Origin of the sequence: Microbacterium sp. K35 (assembly GCF_004794375.1) — a bacterium.
Lineage (GTDB): Bacteria > Actinomycetota > Actinomycetes > Actinomycetales > Microbacteriaceae > Microbacterium > Microbacterium sufflavum.
The window spans coordinates 113,046-133,678 of the sequence record NZ_SSDM01000417.1 but is presented as its reverse complement, the minus strand read 5'-3'; the positions used below and the strand labels follow the sequence as shown (position 1 = coordinate 133,678).

Here is a 20,633-nt window from a genome sequence, read left to right as displayed (position 1 = left end):
GGATGCCATCCCGGCAATGGCAGGGCGCCGATGTCGAACTCCCACCGTCGTCCGTCCTCGCCAACGAAGCGGACGATCGGTGACTCCGTGGCGGAGCGGGGATCCTCGCGGCTGTAGTGGCTAGACGGCAGTGAGGCTGGACGACCCACGCCAGTCGATCCGCGGCGACTCGTCGGGCCGTTCATGCGTTTTCCTGAGCAATAAGAACTGGATTGCTCGAGTCTTCCCATTCATCTGGGATGAGCTTCATCCGCGTCGTCATCTCGAGGTCTGCGAGAGTGTGCAAGTAGATCTGAGTGGTCTCGATGCTCCGGTGGCCAAGTCTGCGGCGCACCCAATCTAAGGGGTCTCCGAATACGCGCACGTACTCTCCACGTTGGTCCAAGTTCAAGGACCGAAGCGCCGCTATGTGCCCCCGCTGGAGGTGTTCCAGAGTGATGACCGCGAAGGAGTGGCGGAGCGTATGCGCGCTCGCATGCAGAGCGACCCGGTTCCTCGCGCAACGGGCGTTGGCCTGGCTGAAGATGTGTTTCCAACTCGAAACCGACATCGGGTCTCCGGATTCCGAAAGCCACAGCAAGGCTGGTTCTAGCGCGTCGCCGCGATCGACAAATGTGCGTCGGCGTTCCTCTGGGGTCAGCAGGTTTGTACCAATGCGATGCCCTGATCCGACCGCTCGCGCGTGCCGTCTGTCGGCGTCCAGGATGAAACTGTCCGGCGGTATGCGATGTCCACCAGAGTCTCGAAAGCGCTCGAGAGCCTCGCTTCGATCCGTCTCGACGTACTCGTGGAGCGAACGCAAAACACTCGATGGAATGTAGATCCACCGCGAGGATCCGCCTTTGGCCACAGACGCCGGTAAAAAATACCGGTGGTAACCGCTCGCCCGCGCTACGGCGGGCAACTCAAACGTAAACAGGCTCGCTTGTTCCGCCAGCCGCAACCCAGTGCGGACCAACATGTCAGCGAAGGTGGCGTTACGCGTGGCCCAGCGGCCTCGGAACTCCTGATCTCGTTGACCATCAGGTCTGTAACCGCGGAGGCCAATGTCCCGCCAGCGGCGATACGACGAAGACGGGAGCCAATCCAGCCTGTCGCGGCGCGCGCCATGAGACCGCGTCGCAGGGGCTGTTCCCCCATCTAGGAGGTGCCCGGCGCGTTGGCGGAACGCTCGACGCTGACGTTGCGGAATCGGGTTTTCCAGTATCGAGCCTCGGGCAACCTGCCAGGCGTAGTAGCGATTGACCGCGGCGACCTCTCGGTCCCACGTAGATGCTCCAACACGTGGTCCGTCCGGATCCTCCCGTCGCCACCCGAAATAGGCTTCGTGATCCTCCGGCGTCGCATCACGCCAGTTCTTTCCGCCGCGGTTCACATGAAGGAAGTTCAAGAATGCCGCCAGGTTGCTTGCGTAGCCAACCCGTGTCGACATCCTCGAGCCAAGCATATTTGCGGAGTGGAAGAAGTCGTTCAGTTCCGCGTCGTACTCGAAATCCGGGCTCACCAGGTAAGGCGTACCCACTGGGATGTGAGGTAGGGCACGTTGCAATAGACGCGCAATCATGTCCTCAGCATCTGAGTCTGTGCCGCCCTCGGTGCGGACCTGCTTGAACTGTCGCCAGCGTCTAGTGCTCGCGGTGAGCGGGGGATCGTCCATGCCCCCAGCCAAACCTTCGGGGCAACGCCAGGACACTAGACACGCGGCAAAGTACGTTCAAAAGCTCGCCACGAACCCGTGTCCCTGCGGCAACTTCGGTGTGCGGAACGCGGAATGCACCTGTCCGCCGAGCGCCGTCCGACGGTATGCCGCTCGGATATCCGGCCCTTTGCGTGACCGAGTCGACATCGATCTCGGGCTCACCCGTGTTGCCGCGTCGAAAGCCATCTCCGACGCGCGTGCCCGGGTGACGACGGCATTCGCGCGTGAGCGCGTGCAGGCAGCACGGGAGCGCGCGGCGCATCGCTGGCGTGGGACACCCTGGCAGAAGAACGCCGAGGTGCCGGGTCCCGTCCTCCGACGGGCCCCGTTCCATGTGGAGAAGACCGAGCGGATGATCCTCGATCGTGCCCTCGAGCGCGGTGCGCTCACGCTCCGCGGTTACGACCGTGTGCTCAGGGTTGCGTGGATGATGGCGGACCTCGCCGGCCGGGAGCGGCCCGGCGAAGAGGAGATCGGTCGCGCCTTGCACCTACGTCGAGGGGTGGCGGCATGATCGACGCTCTGCTCGCCGACGAGAGCACGTGCGCGGTCGCCCGTCGGATTCGAGGAGGCCAATCCGAAGGACTTGCGGACGTCGTCGCCCGCGCGGCCTGGAGCGTCATCGCCGAACCCGGAGATGCCGTCGCCGGAGTCTTGACGCAGGAGTTCGGAGCGGTGGGTGGGCTCCGCTACGCCTTCGACGCGAGTGCGCGCACGAAACCCGAAGTGCGCCGTGCCGGAGCTGTACGCGCGCTCGCTGAGGCACGGAGGCGCTGGGCACCCCGCGCGTCACCAGCAGCGGTGTGTCGTGCGTTCCGCGCGGCGGAATCGGTCGGGGCTCACCTCGTCGTGCCCGGTGACGCCTGCTGGCCGGTCCGTCTGTCCGATCTCGGCACACAGGCACCCGCGGCTCTCTGGGTGCGCGGGCGCTGCGAGCTCCTGGTTGCGCAGCCCCTGGTCGCCGTCGTCGGCGCGCGGGCTGCGACCGGGTACGGCGACCGCGTGGCGTCGGAGCTGGCGGGAGACCTGGCGACGACCGGCGCGGTGATCGTGTCGGGTGGTGCGTATGGCATCGACGGAGCGGCACACCGCGCTGCTCTCGGGGTGGGAGGGGAGACGGTCGCGGTGCTCGCCGGCGGCGTGGACCGTCTTTACCCCGCCGGTCATCACGACCTGTTGACGCGCATCGCGGAGCGCGGTGCCGTGGTGAGCGAGCCCCCGTGCGGGGCCGCTCCCACCAAGTGGCGGTTCCTCGCTCGAAACAGACTCATCGCGGCGCTGGGGCATGCGACGGTCGTCGTCGAGGCGGGGTGGCGAAGCGGCTCCCTGAACACCGCGGGCCATGCCGCGACTCTCGGACGGCCCCTCGGCGCGGTGCCGGGACCCGTGACGTCCGCATCATCGGCCGGGTGCCATCGGCTCCTGCGGGAGTACGATGCGACCTGCGTGACGTCGGCCGCGGAGGTCAGAGAGCTCATGGGGGAGTCGGTGGGGGCGCCTCCTGGCGTCTCCTCCCTCGGCCCCGATCGGAGTCGTGTCGAGGCAGCGATGAGCACGGCGGTCTCCCTGACGATCGCCGACATCGCGGAACGAGCGGGGGTCGAGGCAGGGCGGGCGCGCGCGATCCTCGGGCTTCTCGATCTGGAGGGCACCGTGCGCCGAGACGAGCGGGGGTGGCGCCGCCGCTGAGTTGCCCGAGTACCGCCGAACGTCGCGGTGCGGCGGGGCGCGACGAACTCGCCGACGATCCGGGCAAGCTGGAGACGTGGATTACGCAGTCGCGGTGGAGGCGTTCACCGACCACCTGGAGAAGGTGCGCCGGCTCTCGCCCGCGACCGTGCGCGCCTACCGTGCAGACCTGCGAGACCTCGGGTCCACGGTGGGCATCGGGCCGGTGGCGAGCGTGGACTTGGAAGATCTTCGGGAATGGCTCTGGCACGCGACCCAGCGTGGCGACGCCCGCTCCACCCTGGCACGTCGCGCGGCCGCCGCACGATCCTTCTTCGCCTGGGCGCGCGAACGCGAGCTGATCGCGACCGACCCGAGCATCCGCCTCGTGGCCCCCAAACGAGCGAAGACGCTGCCGACCGTGGCGTCGAAGGATGCGATGACCCAGTTGCTCGACGCGCACCGCGCGGCCGCGAGCGACGGAGACCCGGTGGCGCTGCGAGATCACGCGATCCTGGAGCTCCTGTATGGGGCAGGCATCCGCGTCTCCGAGTTGTGCGGCCTCGACGTCGACGATGTCGACCTCGAGCGCGGGACCGTCCGTGTCCTCGGCAAGGGCGCGAAGGAGCGGGTCGTGCCCTTCGGGGCTCCGGCCGTCGTGGCCACAGGTGCGTACCTCACCCGTGCCAGGCCCACGCTGCTCGCCCGCGCCATGTCCCCCGGAACGGCAGTCTTCCTCGGAGCGCGGGGGGGACGCATGGGACCGCGAGCCGTGTACGCCCTGGTGGCCCGAGCGCTGGCGCCGGTCGTGGGGGCGGACACGATCGGCCCGCATGCGCTGCGACACAGCGCGGCGACCCACCTCCTCGACGGAGGCGCGGATCTGCGTGCCGTGCAGGAGATCCTCGGCCACGCCAGCCTGGGCACGACCCAGATCTACACGCATGTCTCCGCGGAGCGCCTCACGGCGACCTATCGTCTCGCTCATCCCCGCGCCTGACGGCGCCCGAGCCGCTCACGTCCCGCACCCCTGTTGCAGCACCCCGGGGTGCGACGGGCCCGCGAGGAGGCTGCCGGTCGTCGGACTCGCCGGATCACTCGCGACAGCAGGGGAGGAGCATCGCGCGTCGCACCTCTCCGAACAGCGTCAGTGGATCGACGTACAGGCCTTGCAGCCGCACGCCGAGATGGACGGTGCCATCAGCCGCGTGTCCGCCCCGCGCGACCGTGCCGACCTGCTGTCCACGTGTCACGCGTTCGCCCGGCGAGAGCGAAGAGTCCACCGGCTCGAACGTCGTGACCAGACCGCCGGCGTGAGTGATGGTCAGAAGAGGCCGATCGACGACGACACCCCGGAAGGCCACGACACCGTCCGCCGGAGCCGTGACCGCGGCGCCGACGGGCGCAGCGATGTCCACACCGCGATGACCCGGGCCGTACGGCTGCGTCGGAGCACGGAAGCGGACCACGACGGAGCGCGCGCCCTCCACGGGCCAGTGCCAGTCGCCGACGGGTTCGCGCGTGCGGTCGCGCGGCCTCCCGGTGCTCGAACCCGCCATCCGTACGCGCGACACCCCGAGGGAGAGACCGGTCGGCGCGCGATCAACCGCCGCGACGTTCGTCAGCTCCGGGCCCGAGCCCGCGACGGGAGCGGTCGTGGCCGCCGCGCCGCTCAGGGTGCCCGAGAGCACGGCTGCGACCAGCCCGAGAGCGAGGACGACCGATCGGTGTTCTGAGGTCATGCGGCGAGTCTGAGGGGGGCGGCGGACGCATGGCGGGCGGGCGAGTCGCTGGTTCGGCGGCCGGGAACAAGTCGCGCGAGCTCCAGGCTGTGCAGTGCGAGCGCCGCACCGTGATCCTGTATGCTGGACGAGCACCTCGATCTCGGGGTGACTACGCGTGCCCACAGCGATTCTCTCGTGGCATCCACTCCCGCAGGTCCTGCTTCCCGCAGGTGGGCGTGAGCCGGGCACCAGGGCGTCCGATCATCCGGTCGGCGTGAACAACCTCAACGGCGCCTTCGAGCGCCAGAACCAGGAGACGACCATGGCTGTGGTCACCATCCGCCAGCTGCTCGACAGCGGCGTGCACTTCGGACACCAGACCCGTCGGTGGAACCCGAAGGTGAAGCGCTTCATCCTCACGGAGCGCAGCGGCATCCACATCATTGACCTCCAGCAGTCGCTCGGCTACATCGACAAGGCGTACGACTTCGTCAAGGAGACCGTCGCGCACGGCGGCACCATCCTCTTCGTCGGCACCAAGAAGCAGGCGCAGGAGATCCTCGCGGAGCAGGCCACGCGCGTCGGCCAGCCGTTCGTGAACCAGCGCTGGCTGGGTGGACTCCTCACCAACTTCTCCACGATCGCGAAGCGTCTCGCCCGCATGAAGGAGCTCGAGGAGCTCGACTACGAGAACCCGGCCGCTTCGGGCTTCACCAAGAAGGAGCTGCTGCTCAAGAAGCGCGAGCTCGACAAGCTGCACAAGTCGCTCGGCGGCATCCGCAACCTCACCAAGACGCCGTCGGCCCTGTGGGTCGTCGACGCCAAGCGCGAGCACCTCGCGATCGACGAGGCCAAGAAGCTCGGCATCCCGGTGATCGGCATCCTCGACACCAACGCGGACCCGGACGACTTCCAGTACCCGATCCCCGGCAACGACGACGCGATCCGCTCCGTCTCGCTGCTGACCCGCATCATCGCTGACGCCGCGGCCGAGGGCCTGCAGCAGAAGCACAACCCCGAGTCGGGTGACGCCGAGCCGCTCGCCGAGTGGGAGAAGGAGCTGCTCGAGGCTCCGGTCGAGGAGTCGGCCGACGCCGCTGAGGTGGTCACCGCCGCCGATGAGGCCGCTGTCGTCGAGACGCCCGCTGCCGACGAGACCGCCGCCGACAAGGCCGGTGCCGAGGCGCACGACGAGGCGATCGCCGCCGCTTCCGGTGAGGAGACCGCTGAGGTCGCCGCCGCCGAGGCCGCAGACAACAAGTAATCCCTCGTTCACACCCACATCACGAAGCAAGGAGCCACCACACATGGCCAACTTCACCATCGCGGACCTCAAGGCGCTGCGCGAGCAGCTCGGCACCGGAATGGTCGACACCAAGAAGGCGCTCGAGGAGGCCGACGGCGACGTCGAGAAGGCCACCGAGATCCTGCGTCTCAAGGGTGCGAAGGGCAACGCCAAGCGCGCTGACCGTTCCACGAGCGAGGGCCTCGTCGTCGCTCGCGAGCAGGACGGCGCCGTGACCCTGATCGAGCTCGCCTGCGAGACCGACTTCGTCGCGAAGAACGACCGATTCATCGCGCTGGCCGACAAGGTCGCCGACGCCGCGGCCGCGGTCAAGGCGGACTCGGTCGAGGCCGCGCTGGCCGCCCAGGCCGGCGACAAGAGCGTCGAGCAGCTCATCTCGGAGGAGGCGGCGATCATCGGCGAGAAGGTCGAGCTGCGTCGCGTGCGCACGATCTCCGGCGACAAGGTCGAGGTCTACCTGCACCGCACCAGCAAGGACCTGCCGCCGCAGATCGGCGTCGTCGTCGCCTACTCGGGTGACGACGCCGAGACCGCGCGCAGCATCGCTCAGCACATCTCGTTCGCGAACCCGTCGTACCTGTCCCGCGAGGACGTGCCGGCGGACGCGGTCGAGAAGGAGCGTGAGATCGTCACCGAGATCTCCCGCAACGAGGGCAAGCCCGAGGCCGCCCTGCCGAAGATCGTCGAGGGCCGTGTCGCCGCGTTCATCAAGCAGGTCGCCCTGCTCGAGCAGGACTACGCGAAGGACAACAAGCTCTCCGTCGCCCAGGTGGCGAAGGACGCCGGTATCACCGTGACGGACTTCGCGCGCTTCAAGGTCGGCGCGTAACACCGTCGAAGGGGTTCGGATCGCATGATCCGAACCCCTTCTTCATGCCCACGAGGCACTATCTTGAATCGGGACGAGAGGACACCACCCATGACTGAACGCACCGGACGCCGCCGCGTCCTGCTCAAGCTCTCCGGAGAGGCCTTCGGAGCGGGGCAGTTGGGGGTGAACCCGGACGTCGTCAGCCAGATGGCGCGGGAGATCGCGGCGGCGGTGGATCGGGTCGAGGTCGCCGTGGTCGTCGGCGGTGGCAACTTCTTCCGCGGCGCCGAACTGAGTCAGCGCGGCATGGACCGCGGCCGCGCGGACTACATGGGCATGCTCGGCACCGTGATGAACGCTCTCGCGCTGCAGGACTTCCTCGAGCAGGCGGGGGCGGCGACCCGCGTCCAGTCGGCGATCGCGATGACGCAGGTCGCCGAGCCGTACATCCCGCGGCGGGCGGAGCGACACATGGAGAAGGGGCGCGTCGTGATCTTCGGCGCGGGTGCCGGACTGCCGTACTTCTCGACCGACACCGTCGCGGCGCAGCGCGCCCTGGAGATCGGTGCGCAGGAGGTGCTCGTCGCCAAGAACGGCGTCGATGCCATCTACACCGCCGACCCGAACAAGCACGCCGACGCCCAGCGCATCGAACGCGTGACGTACCGCGACGCGCTGCAGCAGGGCCTCAAGGTCGTCGACTCCACCGCCTTCAGCCTGTGCATGGACAACAACATGGACATGCGCGTCTTCGGGATGGAGCCGGCCGGGAACGTCACCCGCGCGCTTCTGGGCGAGACGATCGGCACGCTCGTCACCGCCTGACGGCCTGCGCGGTTCGAGCACGCCCGACCGATAGAATTTCTGAACACCCCGACGATAGGAGTCACCGTGATCGCGGATGTCCTCGCTGAAACCACTACCCGCATGTCTCGCGCCGTCGAGGCTGCCAAGGAGGACTTCTCCACGGTGCGCACGGGCCGCGCCAACCCCCAGCTCTTCCAGAAGGTGCTCGTGGACTACTACGGCACCCCGACGCCGCTCGCGCAGCTGGCCTCCCTGGCGAACCAGGAGGCGCGCACGCTCATCATCACCCCGTACGACAAGTCGGCGCTGAAGGCGATCGAGCAGGCCATCCGCGAGATGCCGAACCTCGGTGCGAACCCCACCAACGACGGCAACCTCGTGCGCGTCACGATGCCGGAGCTCACGGCTGAGCGTCGCAAGGAATACGTCAAGCTCGTGAAGTCCAAGGCCGAGGACGCGAAGGTGCACGTGCGCGGCATCCGTCGCAAGGCGAAGGACGAGCTCGATGCGCTGAAGAGCGAGCTCGGTGAAGACGAGATCGCCCGTGGCGAGAAGGAGCTGGACGCGCTGACGCGTCAGCACGTCGATCTGATCGACGACGCGCTCAAGCGCAAAGAGGCCGAACTCCTCGAGGTGTAAGCCCGCATGACCGACGAAACGCGAGACGCCGAGGAGGGCAAGCCGCTCACGCGCCGCGATGCGCGTGACGATGGCGTGTCCGAGGCCGGCGCCCCGCTCGCCGATGCAGCGTTCCCGGGGTTCGACGTCGCCGCGGTGCCGCCCCGCCCGCCGCTTCCCGAGCCCGAGACGCCGGCCGGTCCGGCGCGACGCCTCGACACGGCCGACCACAACGCGATCCGCGAACAGTGGCGCGCCGCCCGCGACGAGTTCGGGACGCACGTGTCGCACGCGCGGGATCAGTTCGATCAGGCCAACGAGCGGATCAAGCAGCGGACGGGGCGCGACCTCATGCTGGCGATCCTGATCGGGCTCGCGTTCGGCGGTGCCCTGCTCGCCTCGCTTCTCTTCATCAAGGCGCTGTTCGTGCCGTTCGCCCTCGCCGCCGCGCTGCTCGGTGTGTACGAGCTGTCCCGCGCGCTGCGGGCGGCAGGACGCCGTGTGGACGTCGTGCCGCAGCTGATCGCTGCGACGTTCCTCGTCCTCGGCGCCTACTTCGCGGCGCCGTGGCTGTCGTGGGTCATGCTGTTCGTGTCGGTGGCGTTCGTCATCGTCTGGCGCCTGGTGGCCCAGATGATCGCCAAGGACGGGCGCACCTACGGCGACGTGCTCACCGATGCGGTCATCGGCGGTTTCGTGCAGGTGTACGTCCCGTTCCTGGCGGGAGTGGCGCTGATCCTGCTCGAGCAGGAGGGCGGGCAGTGGTGGGTCCTGAGCTTCATCGCCATCGCCGTCGCCGCTGATACCGGTGCCTATGCGGCCGGTCTCGCGTTCGGACGCCATCCGATGGCACCGCGGATCAGTCCCAAGAAGACCTGGGAGGGCTTCGGCGGTGCTGTCGTGGCGTCGCTCGTCGCCGGTGTGCTCCTCGCGATCCTTCTGCTCGATCTGCCCTGGTGGGGCGGACTGATCTTCGGAGCAGCGATCCTGCTGTCCGCGACGCTGGGTGACCTCGGCGAGTCCATGCTCAAACGCGATCTCGGCATCAAGGACATGAGCTCCTGGCTGCCCGGTCACGGCGGTCTGCTGGATCGACTCGACAGCATCCTGCCCTCGACGATCCCCGCGTTGTGCCTCTACTTCCTCCTCTCTCCCTGGGTGGTGCTGTGATGACCGACAACCGGACCGACGAGAAGACCCGGCCTTCGGCGCCCCCTGCGTTCGCGGTGACGACGGGGCGCACGCGCGGATATCACCGTGCAGCCGTCGACACGTTCCTCGCGTCGGCGCGCCGCGCGTTCGAGACCGGGAGCGACGAGCTCACGGCGGACGCCGTCCGCACGGCCTCGTTCCCCCTCGTCAAGGAGGGTTACGTCGTCGCTGACGTGGACGCCGCACTCGGACGGGTGGAGGACGCCTTCGCTGCACGCGAGCGGGAGCGCGCCGTGCGATCGCTGGGTGCGGGTGCCTGGGTCGAGCAGGCGAGGGCGGACGCGCAGGTCATCCTCGATCACCTCGCGCGGCCGGCGCGCCACCGTTTCGGCCGGACCGGCATCCTCACCTTCGGCTACCGCGTCGACGAGGTCGATCATGTGATGTCGCGCATCGTCCGCTACCTGCGCGACGGCGACCCCCTGACCGCGGAGCAGCTCCGATCCGCGGCGTTCCGCATGCAGCGCGGGGGGTACCGGGAGGAGCAGGTGGACGCGCTCCTGGACGCGACGATCGACGTGATCCTGGCGGTCCGCTGAGTCGTGGATGGCCTGTCCAGGCTCCTGTGCGTAAACTGTCTCCCATCGTGTACTCCCGAAACGACATGAACCTCGATCGAACCGCTGCGTCGCCGGTGCCTGCCGCGACCGCGACGTCGGTGTCCCGAGGAGCCCGCCGGTGGACGCGACGTCGTGGCGTCGCCGGTGCCTTCAGCGGGCTGGCTGTCGTCGGATTGGCCGCCGCGATGGTCGCACCGACCGGCGTCGCTCTCGCAGAGCCCGCCCCGCAGGAGTCGCCGGAGTCGGTCTACGCCGCTGCCCTCGCCGACACGCAGGACCTGACGGTGACGGTGAAGGGCGCCGAGATCACTCCGCTCGCCCGTGGCACGTTCGAGATCTACGTCAAGCCGAAGCCGCCGCCCCCGCCGCCCGCCCCGACCGCGACGAGCGGATCGAAGGGCAAGCCCTCCGGCGGTGGATCGCTCCCGCCGTACAGCGGTGGCGGTGCGCCGGCCGAGTGGATGGCTGCGGCGGGCATCGCTCAGAGCGACTGGCAGTACGTCGACTACATCGTGTCGCGCGAGAGCGGCTGGAACCCCAACGCGACGAACAAGTCGTCCGGTGCCTGCGGTCTCGTGCAGGCGCTGCCGTGCAGCAAGGTGCCCGGAAACGGCTACAACCCGGTCGACAACCTGCGCTGGGCCACCGGCTACGCCACGGGTCGCTACGGCAGCTGGGCGGGCGCGTACAACTTCTGGACCACCAACCACTGGTGGTGAGCAGGCAGCATGCCCCGCTCACGTCGACGCCCTCCGGCGCGCCCTGACCCCGACGCGTCGCTCGATCGCCTGCTGGCGGGGTGGAAGCGCACGGAGATCCGTCGCGGTGTCGAGTGGACCGTTCAGCCCGTCTCCGCGGTGCAGGCGCTGAAGGAGTACGTCTGCCCGGGGTGCGGACGGGTGATCGAGCCCGGTACCGCGCACGTCGTCGCCTGGCGGGCGGACGGGGTTCTGGGGGAGGCTGCCGCCCTCGCCGACCGCCGGCACTGGCACAACCACTGTTGGAGGATCGCATGACCATCGAGATCCGGGGACCGCTGCAGTTGCCGGCGCGCCGCGAGGACATCGAGCTGACGACGGCGGACGGCCTGACCCTGGTCGGGGAGCTCGCCCTGCCCGCGGAGAGCGAGCCGGTCGCGACGCTCGTCACGCTGCATCCGCTTCCCACGGCCGGCGGATTCATGGATTCGCACATCCTGCGGAAGGCGGCGGCTCGTCTGCCCGCCCTCGCCGATCTCGCGGTCCTGCGCTTCAACACCCGTGGCACCACGTCTCCGCGCGGCACGAGCGATGGTGCGTTCGACGGCGGGGCTCTGGAGCAGTTCGACGTCGCCGCGGCCATGGAGTTCGTGCACGCTCGCGCGCTGCCGCGCCCGTGGCTGCTGGGCTGGTCGTTCGGCACGGAGCTGGCGCTCAAGTACGGCCGCGACCACGCGATCGAGGGCATCATCCTGCTGTCGCCGCCGCTGCACCGCGCGACGGACGAAGAGGTCGCCGCCTGGGCGGAAGCCGATCGTGAGGTCGTGGTCCTGGTTCCGGAGTTCGACGACTATCTGCGGCCGGCCGAGGCCGAGAAGCGCTTCGCCTCGATCCCGCACGCGCGTCTGATCCCCGTGGAGGGCGGCAAGCACCTCTGGGTGGGGGAGACGCAGACGCGACGCGTGCTCACCGAGGTGGTCGCTGCCGTGAACCCGTCGGCGCTCCCACTGCCGACGCACTGGTCTGACGACTCCTGACCGCCGCGCGGCGCGTCGGACGACGCGTCAGAGGTCGTTCATGCGCGGGATCAGCACCTGGCGGTAGATGATCAGGATGCTCGCCGCGACGGGGATGGCGATGAGCGCCCCGAGCAGACCCAGCAGGCTGCCGCCGGCGAGGGCGGCGACGACGACGACCGCGCCGGGGACGGAGACCGCGCGGCTCATGATGCGCGGGGAGATGACGTACGCCTCGATCTGCATGTAGATCAGGTAGTAGATCCCCGCGGCCAGCGCGGTGGCGGGGGAGCCGAGCCCGGGGATCAGGCAGACCAGCACGATGATCGTGGAACCGGTGAGTGTGCCCACCAGCGGGATCAGGGAGAAGAAGAACGCGATGACCGCGAGGACGGCGGGGAACGGCGCCTCGATGATCGTCAGGTAGATCGCGCTGAGCACGCCGTTGATGACGCCCTGGGACACCTGGCCCATGACGTAGTAGCCGACCGAATCGGTGATCTGCTCGGACAGGTCGATGAACCGGTCGCGCTTCGACGACGGCACCAGCTGGTACACGGCTCGCTTGAGCGACGGGGTCGACGCCGTGAGGTAGATCGTGAGGATCAGCACGATGAAGGCCCCGAACACGCCGCTCAGCACGGCGCCGCTGGCGATCAGCACTCCCTGTCCGATCGACCCCCCGATCTCCGCCAGGTTCGTGGTCAGCCAGTCCTCGATGTAGTTGAAGACGTCGTCGACGAGAAGGTTCGGGAACGTCTCCTGGATCCAGTCCTTCAGGTCGTCGATCGCGGTGCCGCGCTGGACGATCGTGGTGATCTGCGCGATCAACTGCGAGATCTGGTCGACGAGCACCGGCAGCACGATCAGGATGATCCCGACGAAGACCGCAAGGACCGCGAGGATCGTGACGAGCACGGCGAGCCACCGGGGGAGTCGCCGTCGCTCGAGGAACGAGACGAGCGGATCGAGGCCCAGGCTCAGGAAGAGCGCCGTCCCGATGTAGAGCAGCACGGTCGAGAGGGTCTGCACGCTGCTGATCAGCAGGATCCCGAGTCCCACGCCGAGCGTCGCCACGAGGGCGGTGCGGAACGGATTGTGGATCTTCATCGGTGCTCCTCGAGACGGCTGCAGCAAGGCTATCGAGCCCGGAGCACGGTGCCGCGACGACGTGCCGTCCGTTGCCCACGGGAACTGCTCGTGGGCAACACACAGGTGACTTCGCTAGTCTGAAATGTCGAGTGTGGCGTCGCGGGCGGGTATTCGCGATGCGTGAGGAGACTATTCGTGCGTTTCGTATGGGCCGTGGTGGCCTTCGTGCTGGCTGCCGTGCTGATCGGCGCGGGTATCGCTCAGCGGACCGTCTTCATGGGCCCATCGAACCAGCAGGAGCGCGTCTCGATCGAGGAGCCCGCGCCGTTCGTGCTGATGGACGGCGACGTGCTGCGGACCAACCCGGGCTCGCAGAAGCTCGTGGTGAGCGGCGAGGGCGAGATCTTCGCCAGCTACGGCCGAACCGCCGACATGCAGGCCTGGCTGGCCGACTCCGACTACAACCACGTCTCGGTCGGTGACGACGGTGAGTTCGTGGTGGAGCACGTCTCGGCTCCTGCTGAGGAGGAGACGACGGAGCCCGGCGACGAGGCGGGAGCGACGCCGGCACCCGAAGAGACGCCGGCCACCGACGCCGAGACCGAGGAGCCCGCAGGTCGCGACCCGGTCGGCTCCGACCTGTGGCTGGACTCCTTCAGCGAGGAGAACCTGCTCACGGCCGACAACATGCAGCTCCCAGAGGGCACGAGCGTACTCATCGCCTACGACGGCACGAAAGACGCTCCGGACGACATCGTGGTCTCCTGGCCCCTCGACAACAGCACCCCGCTCGCCGGACCCTTGATGGTCGCGGGTGGGATCGTGCTCGTGATCGGCCTCGTGCTCTACATCCTCGCGATCCGCCACCAGCGCCGCGGACGTGGGCCGCGCCGGAAAGGCCCCGGGCCGCTCCCGATGACGGAGCCGATCGAGGTCGCCGCACTGCCCGCGGGCGAGCGCGCGGCTCTGGATGCGGCCGACGCGAAGCCGACGTCCGACCCCGGTGTCGAGGACGCCGAGGTGGTGGAGGACGAGCCGACGCCTCGCACAGAACCGGAGGGGAAGTCCTCCCTGCGCGCCGCCGGAGCGACGCGCCGCCGTTGGATGCTGGTCCTGCCCGCCCTGGGGCTCACCGCGCTCCTGGCCGCCGGGTGCTCGGCCGACTCCTGGCCGCAGCTGGGCGACGCCTCGGCCACGCCCTCGCCGTCGCCGACCGTCATCGCCCCCGAGAACCAGAAGCCGCCGGCGGTCACCGAGGCCCAGGCGAAGCGCATCCTGAAGAGCCTGGCCGACACGGTCGCCGAGGCCGACAGCACCCTCGACGCCGACCTCGCGGCCACCCGCCTCGTCGGCCCCGCGCTCGAGGAGCGCGTCGCCGACTACGCCATCCGCGCGAAGGTCACCAACGACGCGCCTCCCGTCGCCATCCCCACCGACGACGTGCGGGTCGTGCTGCCCGAGGCCACGGACCGCTGGCCGCGCACCGTTCTCATGCTCTCGCAGAGCGCCGACGACGACACCGTCCCGCCCGTGCTGCTCACGATGACGCAGGACGACCCGTGGTCGAACTACAAGGTGACCAACCTGGCCCAGATGGCCGCCGACGCACAGTTCCCGGAGGTCGCGGCGAGCTGGCTCGGCACTTCCATGGTGCCGGCCGACTCCGCGTTCCTGACGCTGCCGCCCGACCAGGTGGCCACGGCGTTCTCCGACGTGGTCGACAACGTGGAGAAGAGCCAGTACTACGGCCAGTTCGACGATCTCTCGCTGGCGGTCGCCCAGTCGATCCGTGATGGGCGGCAGACCGTGGTGCAGGGGCTCGTGGATGCCAATGCCGCCGAGACATCGAAGACGGCGTTCAAGGCGGCGCCCACGACCGCCGAGCCGGTCTCCATGACCACCCTCGACAGCGGCGCGATCGTCGCCGTCTCGGTGCTCGACGTCGAGACCATCACCCCGGTCAACTCCGACGTCGTCATCCGCTTCGGCAACAACGAGCAGGCCAAGGCGCTCACGGGCGTGACCGAGTCGTCGACGGGTGTCGAGACGACGTACCTGAGTCAGTTGTTCTTCGCCGTCCCCTCGCAGGGTTCGAGCGAGCCGATCAAGCTCCTGGCCTCCACCCAGGACCTGCTCTCCGTGAAGGTGATCAAGTGACCGACATCTCTCCCGCGGCGCTGCGTGGCGCCGTCGACCTCTCGAGTCTCCGCAACCGCCCCACCCCGGCCTCCGGGGGCGGCCCCGCGACGCAGGGCCAGGGCATCACCGATGTGGTCGTCGATGCGACGGACGAGACCTTCGGCGAGGTCCTGGAGATCTCCCGCACCGTCCCGGTCGTGGTCGACCTGTGGGCCGAGTGGTGCGGGCCGTGCAAGCAGCTGAGCCCGATCATCGAGAAGGTCACCCGCGAGTTGGGCGGTCGCGTGCTGCTGGCGAAGGTGGACGTGGACGCGAACCCGCAGCTCGCCCAGAGCTTCCGCGCGCAGTCGATCCCGATGGTGGTCGCGCTGATCGCCGGGCAGCCGGTGCCGATGTTCACGGGTGCCGTGCCGGAGCAGCAGGTGCGCGAGGTGTTCGCCCAGCTGCTCCAGGTAGCGGCGCAGAACGGCGTGTCCGGGACGCTGTCGATCTCGGGCGATGCCGCAGCGGATGCGCCCGAGCCGGTCGAGCCCGAGCTGCCCCCGCTCCACGCCGAGGCGTACGCCGCGATCGAGGCGGGCGACTACGCCGCCGCCATCCGCGCATATGAGAAGGCGCTGGCCGAGAACCCGCGCGATGAAGACGCCATCGCCGGGCTCGGGCAGGTGCGCCTGCTCCACCGCGTGCAGGGCCTCGATCTGCAGGAGGCGCGGGCCGCGGCCGCCGCCGGACCGCTCGACGTGCAGGCGCAGTTCGACGTGGCGGATCTCGACCTCGCCGGAGGGCACGTGGACGACGCGTTCGCGCGGCTCCTCGATCTGTTCGCTCAGCTCCCGTCGGACCAGCGGGCGCCGGTGCGCGAGCGGCTCGTGGAGCTGTTCGGCCTCATCGGCCCCGCCGACCCGCGCGTCGTGTCGGCGCGCAACCGGCTGTCCTCGCTGCTGTTCTGAGGCGTCCGCGCCCCGGGCGAGGTCGTCCTCGCGGGGCGCGGCCGGCGCAGCTCAGCCGTTGTTGACGGTGGGGACGTGCGGCTCGGGCTGGTAACGCAGCCAGAGGGTCGACAGCGCGGGGAGCGTGATCGCCGCCGTCGCGGTGCCGCTGTCGTCGCGCACGGCGACCACCATGCCGAGGTTGCCCGATCCGTGTCCTCCGTATTCCGCGGCGTCCGAGTTGAGCACCTCCTGCCACACGCCCTCGCGGGGGAGTGCGAGTCGGTAGCCGGTGCGCTCGACCCCGGCGAAGTTGCTCACGACCACCAGCCGCCCGCCGTGGGCGTCGCGCCGCTCGAAGGCGATCACGGAGGGGTCCCAGCTGGGGGCGCCGAGCCGCGTGAACGACGATCCGTCGCTGTCACGCTCCCACAGCGGCGCCTGGGCGCGGTACACGCCGTTGAGCGCGCCGACGAAGTCCTGCAGCTGGGCGTGCGAGGGCTGCTCGCGCAGCCACCAGTCGAGTTCGCGCCCCTCCGACCACTCGGCGAGCTGCCCGAACTCCTGGCCCATGAACAGCAGCTTCTTGCCCGGGTGTCCCCACATGTAGGCCAGGTAGGCGCGGACGTTGGCGAGCTTGTGCGTGTGGTCGCCGGGCATCTTCGCGAGCAGGCTGCCCTTCCCGTGCACGACCTCGTCGTGACTGATGGGTAGCACGTAGTTCTCGCCGAAGGCGTAGACGAACGAGAACGTCATCTCGCCCTCATGGTGCGCGCGATACATCGGGTCGCGGGCGATGTACTGCAGCGAGTCGTTCATCCAGCCCATGTTCCACTTGAACCCGAACCCGAGTCCCGCGTGATCCGTGGGCGCGGTGACGCCGGGGAAGCTCGTCGACTCCTCCGCGATCATGAGGATCCCGGGGTGCAGGCGGTAGGCGGTGGCGTTCACCTCCTGGAGGAACCGGATCGCCTCGAGGTTCTCGCGACCCCCGTGGACGTTGGGCTCCCACTCGCCGTCGCGGCGCGAGTAGTCGAGGTACAGCATCGAGGCGACCGCGTCGACGCGCAGCCCGTCCACGTGGAACTCCTCCAGCCAGTAGAGGGCGTTCGCGACGAGGAAGCCGCGGACCTCGGGGCGACCGTAGTCGAAGATGAGCGTGCCCCAGTCCTGATGCTCGCCGCGCCGGGGATCGGGGTGCTCGTAGAGGGGCTGGCCGTCGAAGCGGGCGAGCGCGAACTCGTCCTTCGGGAAGTGGCCGGGGACCCAGTCGAGGATCACGCCGATGCCCGCCTGGTGCAAGCGGTCGATGAGGTAGCGCAGATCGTCCGGCGTGCCGTAGCGGCTCGTCGGCGCGTAGTACCCGCTGACCTGGTAGCCCCAGGAGCCGCCGAACGGGTGCTCGGCGAGCGGGAGGAACTCCACGTGGGTGAACCCCGTCTGCTGCACGTGCTCGATGAGGGGATCGGCGACCTCACGGTAGCCGAGGCCGCCCCGCCAGGAGCCCAGGTGCACCTCGTAGACCGAGAGCGGCTGCGCGACCGCGTGGGTCGCGGCGCGCCGGGTCATCCACGCGCCGTCCTGCCACGCATAGGTCGAGGCGGTGACGACCGACGCGGTCTCCGGCGGCAGCTGCGCGGCGAGCGCCATCGGGTCGGCCTTGAGGATCCACGCACCGGCGCGGGTGCGGATCTGGTACTTGTACCGGGTGCCGAGCGGCAGGTCGGGGATGAACAGCTCCCAGACGCCGCTCACGCCCATCGACCGCATCGCGTGCGTCTCGCCGTTCCACCCGTTGTGGTCTCCGACCACGCGTACGGCGCTGGCGTTCGGCGCCCAGACCGCGAACGCGACACCCGCCTCGCCGTCGTGCGTGGTGGGATGCGCTCCCAGCACCTCCCAGAGCCGCTCGTGCCGTCCCTCCGCGATGAGGTGCAGGTCGAGCTCGCCGAGCGCGGGGGAGTGACGGTACGGGTCGCCGGTGATAGCTTCGTCGTCCACGTCGCGGTAGCGCGTCGCCAGTCGATAGGGGACGGGCGGCCCGGGGTGACGGCCCTCCCACAGCCCGTGGGTCACGTGCGAGAGCTCGAGCCGGGTGCCGTCGGCGAACACGGCGGCGACGGAGGAGGCCAGCGGGCGGCGGGCGCGGATGATCGTGACCGTCCGCCCCGCGGCGTCCTCCGCGGGATGGGTTCCCAGCACGGCGTGCGGATCGTGGTGCTGTCCCTCGGCGACGGCGACCCACTCGGCGGATGCGATCGCTTCTTCGGCAAAGCTCATGCTCTCTCCCTCACCTTCAGGATGTGCACCGGCTCGGCGAAGGCGTCGAGCCGCACGTAGTTGTGGTCGCTCCAGGTCCAGACACTGCCGGTCAGCAGATCCTCGACCTCGAACGGTTCGCCCGGGGGGACACCCCAGCGGGTCGTGTCGAGGTGGACCGTGGTCTCCCTGACCGAGTGCGGGTCGACGTTCGCGACCACGATGATCGTGTCTGCCTGTCCGGTGCCGGTGAACGCCGCATCGAGGTGCTTGCTGTAGACCAGGACGGCGTCGTCGTCGCTCCAGTGGGTCTCCAGGTTCCGCAGCTGCCTCAGCGCCGGATGCTCGGCGCGGATCGCGTTGAGCCGACGCAGCAGCGGGGCGAGGGACTCACCGCGCTCCTCGGCACCGCGCCAGTCGCGGAACTTGTACTCGTACTTCTCGTTGTCGATGTTCTCCTCCGAGCCGGGACGCGCCACGTTCTCGAAGAGCTCGTATCCCGCATACACCCCGTACACCGGCCCCGCGGTGGCCGCGATGCAGGCGCGGATGCGGTAGGCCGCCCGGCCACCGAACTGGAGGTACTCGGTGAGGATGTCGTGCGTGTTCACGAACAGATTCGGTCGCATGTAGTCCGCGGTGTCGTGGGAGATGCTGGTGAGGAACTCCTCCAGCTCCGCCTTGGTGTTGCGCCAGGTGAAGTAGCTGTAGCTCTGCTGGAAACCCACCGCAGCGAGCGCCCGCATGACGGCGGGACGGGTGAAGGCCTCCGCGAGGAACACGACCCCCGGATCGCTCTCGTTCACGGTGCGGATGAGCCACTCCCAGAACCGGAGCGGCTTCGTGTGCGGGTTGTCCACCCGGAAGATGCGCACGCCCTGTGCCACCCAGTGCTGCACGACCCGCAGCATCTCCGCGGCGATGCCCTCGGGGTCGTTGTCGAAGTTGAGCGGATAGATGTCCTGGTACTTCTTGGGCGGGTTCTCCGCGTAGGCGATCGTGCCGTCCGGCAGGGTCGTGAACCACTCCGGATGCTCGCGGACCCACGGGTGGTCGGGGGACGCCTGCAACGCGAGGTCGAGCGCGACCTCGAGCCCTTCCTTCTCAGCAGCCCGGACGAAGGCCCGGAAGTCCTGGGCGCTACCGAGGTCGGGATGGATGGCGTCGTGCCCGCCCTCGGCCGCACCGATCGCGTACGGGGAGCCGGGGTCGCCCGGCTCGGCCACCAGCGTGTTGTTGCGTCCCTTGCGGTTGGTCGAGCCGATGGGGTGGATGGGCACGAGGTAGATCACGTCGAACCCCATGGCCGCCACGTCGGGGAGCCGCTTCGCAGCCGTCCGGAAGGTGCCGCTCCGCACCGAGCCGTCCTTCAGCCGCCGCGCCCCCTCCGAGCGGGGGAAGAACTCGTACCAGGCGCCCACCCCTGCTCGCGTGCGATCGACGTGGAGGTGCTGGTCCGCGGAGGCGGAGCGCAGCGACATCAGGGGACGCTCGGCGAAGACGACCGCGAGCTCCGGGTCTGCCGCGAGGGAGGCGGCGAGCGCGGCGTCTCCCGTGCGCAGCGCCTCGGCGCCCTCGCGCAGGCGGCGACGCTGGGCCGCTGGCCGGTCCTTCTCGGCGGCGGCCCTGGCCAGCAGCTCGGCGCCGAGTGCGGCCACGACCGGGACATCGACGCCGGCGGCGAGCTTGAGCCGTGCGGCATGCGCCCAGGTGGCGTAGTCGTCGGAGAAGGCCTCGAAGCGATACCGCCACGGACCCTCCAGGTCCAGCGCGATCGAGACCGTCCACGTATCGGTGCCGTCCGCGAGCGCGGTCAGGCGGTGCAGGCTCTGCTCTCCGGTGGGGGCGGTGAGGCGCACGTGCACGCCGATGAGGTCGTGCCCTTCCCGGAACGACACCACCCGGAACGGCACGACTTCGCCGGCGAACGCCTTCGCGGGAAAGCCGCCCGGGACCGAGGGCGAGCCGTCGAGGAGCGGGATCCGCGTCGTGCGCAGCTCGCCGGGGAGGTCTGCGCCGTCGAACTCGCGCGGCGGGATCTGAGCGGGGCTCCGGAGAGCCGGGGGCCGGGTACCAGCACGTGCAGTCACAGTGC

The 20,633-nt window shown here is 69.4% G+C and carries 19 protein-coding genes; 14 read left to right on the top strand and 5 right to left on the bottom strand.

Translation table 11 applies throughout. The features are described 5' to 3' along the window. Nucleotides 1–181: 181 nt before the first annotated feature. Entirely contained in the window at nt 182–1,657 is a 1,476-nt protein-coding gene (locus DW299_RS18010; protein WP_136031802.1) for a tyrosine-type recombinase/integrase, read from the bottom strand. Here DW299_RS18010 and DW299_RS19580 point away from each other — a divergent pair. The 3 genes from DW299_RS19580 (at nt 1,563) to DW299_RS17995 (ending at nt 4,367) form a co-directional block, all read left to right on the top strand. Next, complete coding sequence (locus tag DW299_RS19580) at nt 1,563–2,213, top strand: magnesium chelatase subunit ChlI family protein (RefSeq protein ID WP_136037400.1); 651 nt, start codon at nt 1,563–1,565, stop codon at nt 2,211–2,213. The two genes, DW299_RS18010 and DW299_RS19580, sit on opposite strands and share 95 nt — an antisense overlap. After that, on the top strand, nt 2,210–3,388 hold the full coding sequence (dprA, locus tag DW299_RS18000; protein ID WP_136037399.1) for a DNA-processing protein DprA: 1,179 nt from the start codon (nt 2,210–2,212) through the stop codon (nt 3,386–3,388). Before DW299_RS19580 ends, dprA begins: the two co-directional genes overlap by 4 nt. Before the next feature lie 76 nt (nt 3,389–3,464). Next, on the top strand, nt 3,465–4,367 hold the full coding sequence (locus tag DW299_RS17995; protein ID WP_136037398.1) for a tyrosine recombinase: 903 nt from the start codon (nt 3,465–3,467) through the stop codon (nt 4,365–4,367). Between the two features lie 94 nt (nt 4,368–4,461). Here DW299_RS17995 and DW299_RS17990 read toward each other — a convergent pair whose 3' ends face one another. Continuing rightward, entirely contained in the window at nt 4,462–5,109 is a 648-nt protein-coding gene (locus DW299_RS17990) for a murein hydrolase activator EnvC family protein (protein ID WP_240745448.1), read from the bottom strand. A 304-nt stretch (nt 5,110–5,413) separates the two neighbouring features. Between DW299_RS17990 and rpsB the strand changes: the two genes are divergently transcribed. The 9 genes from rpsB (at nt 5,414) to DW299_RS17945 (ending at nt 12,140) form a co-directional block, all read left to right on the top strand. Then, entirely contained in the window at nt 5,414–6,355 is a 942-nt protein-coding gene (rpsB, locus tag DW299_RS17985; RefSeq protein ID WP_136031920.1) for a 30S ribosomal protein S2, read from the top strand. 43 nt (nt 6,356–6,398) lie between these two features. Beyond that, the gene (gene tsf, locus DW299_RS17980; protein ID WP_136037397.1) at nt 6,399–7,226 is read left to right on the top strand and encodes a translation elongation factor Ts; all 828 of its coding nucleotides are present in this window, start codon (nt 6,399–6,401) and stop codon (nt 7,224–7,226) included. Between the two features lie 90 nt (nt 7,227–7,316). Further along, the gene (pyrH, locus tag DW299_RS17975; protein ID WP_136037396.1) at nt 7,317–8,033 is read left to right on the top strand and encodes a UMP kinase; all 717 of its coding nucleotides are present in this window, start codon (nt 7,317–7,319) and stop codon (nt 8,031–8,033) included. Between the two features lie 66 nt (nt 8,034–8,099). Continuing rightward, on the top strand, nt 8,100–8,654 hold the full coding sequence (gene frr / locus DW299_RS17970; RefSeq protein ID WP_136031814.1) for a ribosome recycling factor: 555 nt from the start codon (nt 8,100–8,102) through the stop codon (nt 8,652–8,654). A gap of 6 nt (nt 8,655–8,660) precedes the next feature. Then, nucleotides 8,661–9,803 carry a phosphatidate cytidylyltransferase gene (locus DW299_RS17965; protein WP_205814445.1) on the top strand — a complete coding sequence of 381 codons (1,143 nt, stop codon included), beginning with the start codon at nt 8,661–8,663 and terminating at the stop codon, nt 9,801–9,803. Continuing rightward, a complete protein-coding gene (locus tag DW299_RS17960; protein WP_136037395.1) occupies nt 9,803–10,384 on the top strand; it encodes a DivIVA domain-containing protein in 582 nt (193 codons plus the stop codon). The genes DW299_RS17965 and DW299_RS17960 overlap by 1 nt, the downstream gene beginning before the upstream one ends. A 206-nt stretch (nt 10,385–10,590) precedes the next feature. After that, nucleotides 10,591–11,124, top strand: a complete 534-nt coding sequence (locus DW299_RS17955) for an aggregation-promoting factor C-terminal-like domain-containing protein (protein WP_240745447.1) — start codon at nt 10,591–10,593, stop codon at nt 11,122–11,124. 9 nt (nt 11,125–11,133) lie between these two features. Next, complete coding sequence (locus DW299_RS17950; protein WP_136031821.1) at nt 11,134–11,421, top strand: Rv1322 family protein; 288 nt, start codon at nt 11,134–11,136, stop codon at nt 11,419–11,421. Then, on the top strand, nt 11,418–12,140 hold the full coding sequence (locus tag DW299_RS17945) for an alpha/beta hydrolase (protein ID WP_168442836.1): 723 nt from the start codon (nt 11,418–11,420) through the stop codon (nt 12,138–12,140). Before DW299_RS17950 ends, DW299_RS17945 begins: the two co-directional genes overlap by 4 nt. Nucleotides 12,141–12,167: 27 nt before the next feature. Here the strand turns inward: DW299_RS17945 and DW299_RS17940 are convergent, their stop codons facing one another. After that, nucleotides 12,168–13,229: an AI-2E family transporter gene (locus tag DW299_RS17940; protein ID WP_136031823.1), complete on the bottom strand. Its 1,062-nt coding sequence runs from the start codon at nt 13,227–13,229 to the stop codon at nt 12,168–12,170. A 177-nt stretch (nt 13,230–13,406) separates the two neighbouring features. Here DW299_RS17940 and DW299_RS17935 point away from each other — a divergent pair, with 177 nt between their 5' ends. Then, nucleotides 13,407–15,368 (top strand): DUF8094 domain-containing protein, encoded by a 1,962-nt coding sequence (locus DW299_RS17935; RefSeq protein WP_136037394.1) that lies wholly within the window; start codon nt 13,407–13,409, stop codon nt 15,366–15,368. Next, nucleotides 15,365–16,300, top strand: a complete 936-nt coding sequence (locus DW299_RS17930; RefSeq protein ID WP_136037393.1) for a tetratricopeptide repeat protein — start codon at nt 15,365–15,367, stop codon at nt 16,298–16,300. Before DW299_RS17935 ends, DW299_RS17930 begins: the two co-directional genes overlap by 4 nt. A gap of 51 nt (nt 16,301–16,351) precedes the next feature. Here DW299_RS17930 and glgB read toward each other — a convergent pair whose 3' ends face one another. Then, nucleotides 16,352–18,559, bottom strand: coding sequence for a 1,4-alpha-glucan branching protein GlgB (gene glgB / locus DW299_RS17925; protein WP_136037392.1), 2,208 nt, complete (start codon nt 18,557–18,559; stop codon nt 16,352–16,354). Then, a complete protein-coding gene (locus DW299_RS17920; protein WP_205814444.1) occupies nt 18,556–20,628 on the bottom strand; it encodes an alpha-1,4-glucan--maltose-1-phosphate maltosyltransferase in 2,073 nt (690 codons plus the stop codon). The genes glgB and DW299_RS17920 overlap by 4 nt, the downstream gene beginning before the upstream one ends. Nucleotides 20,629–20,633: the final 5 nt, after the last annotated feature.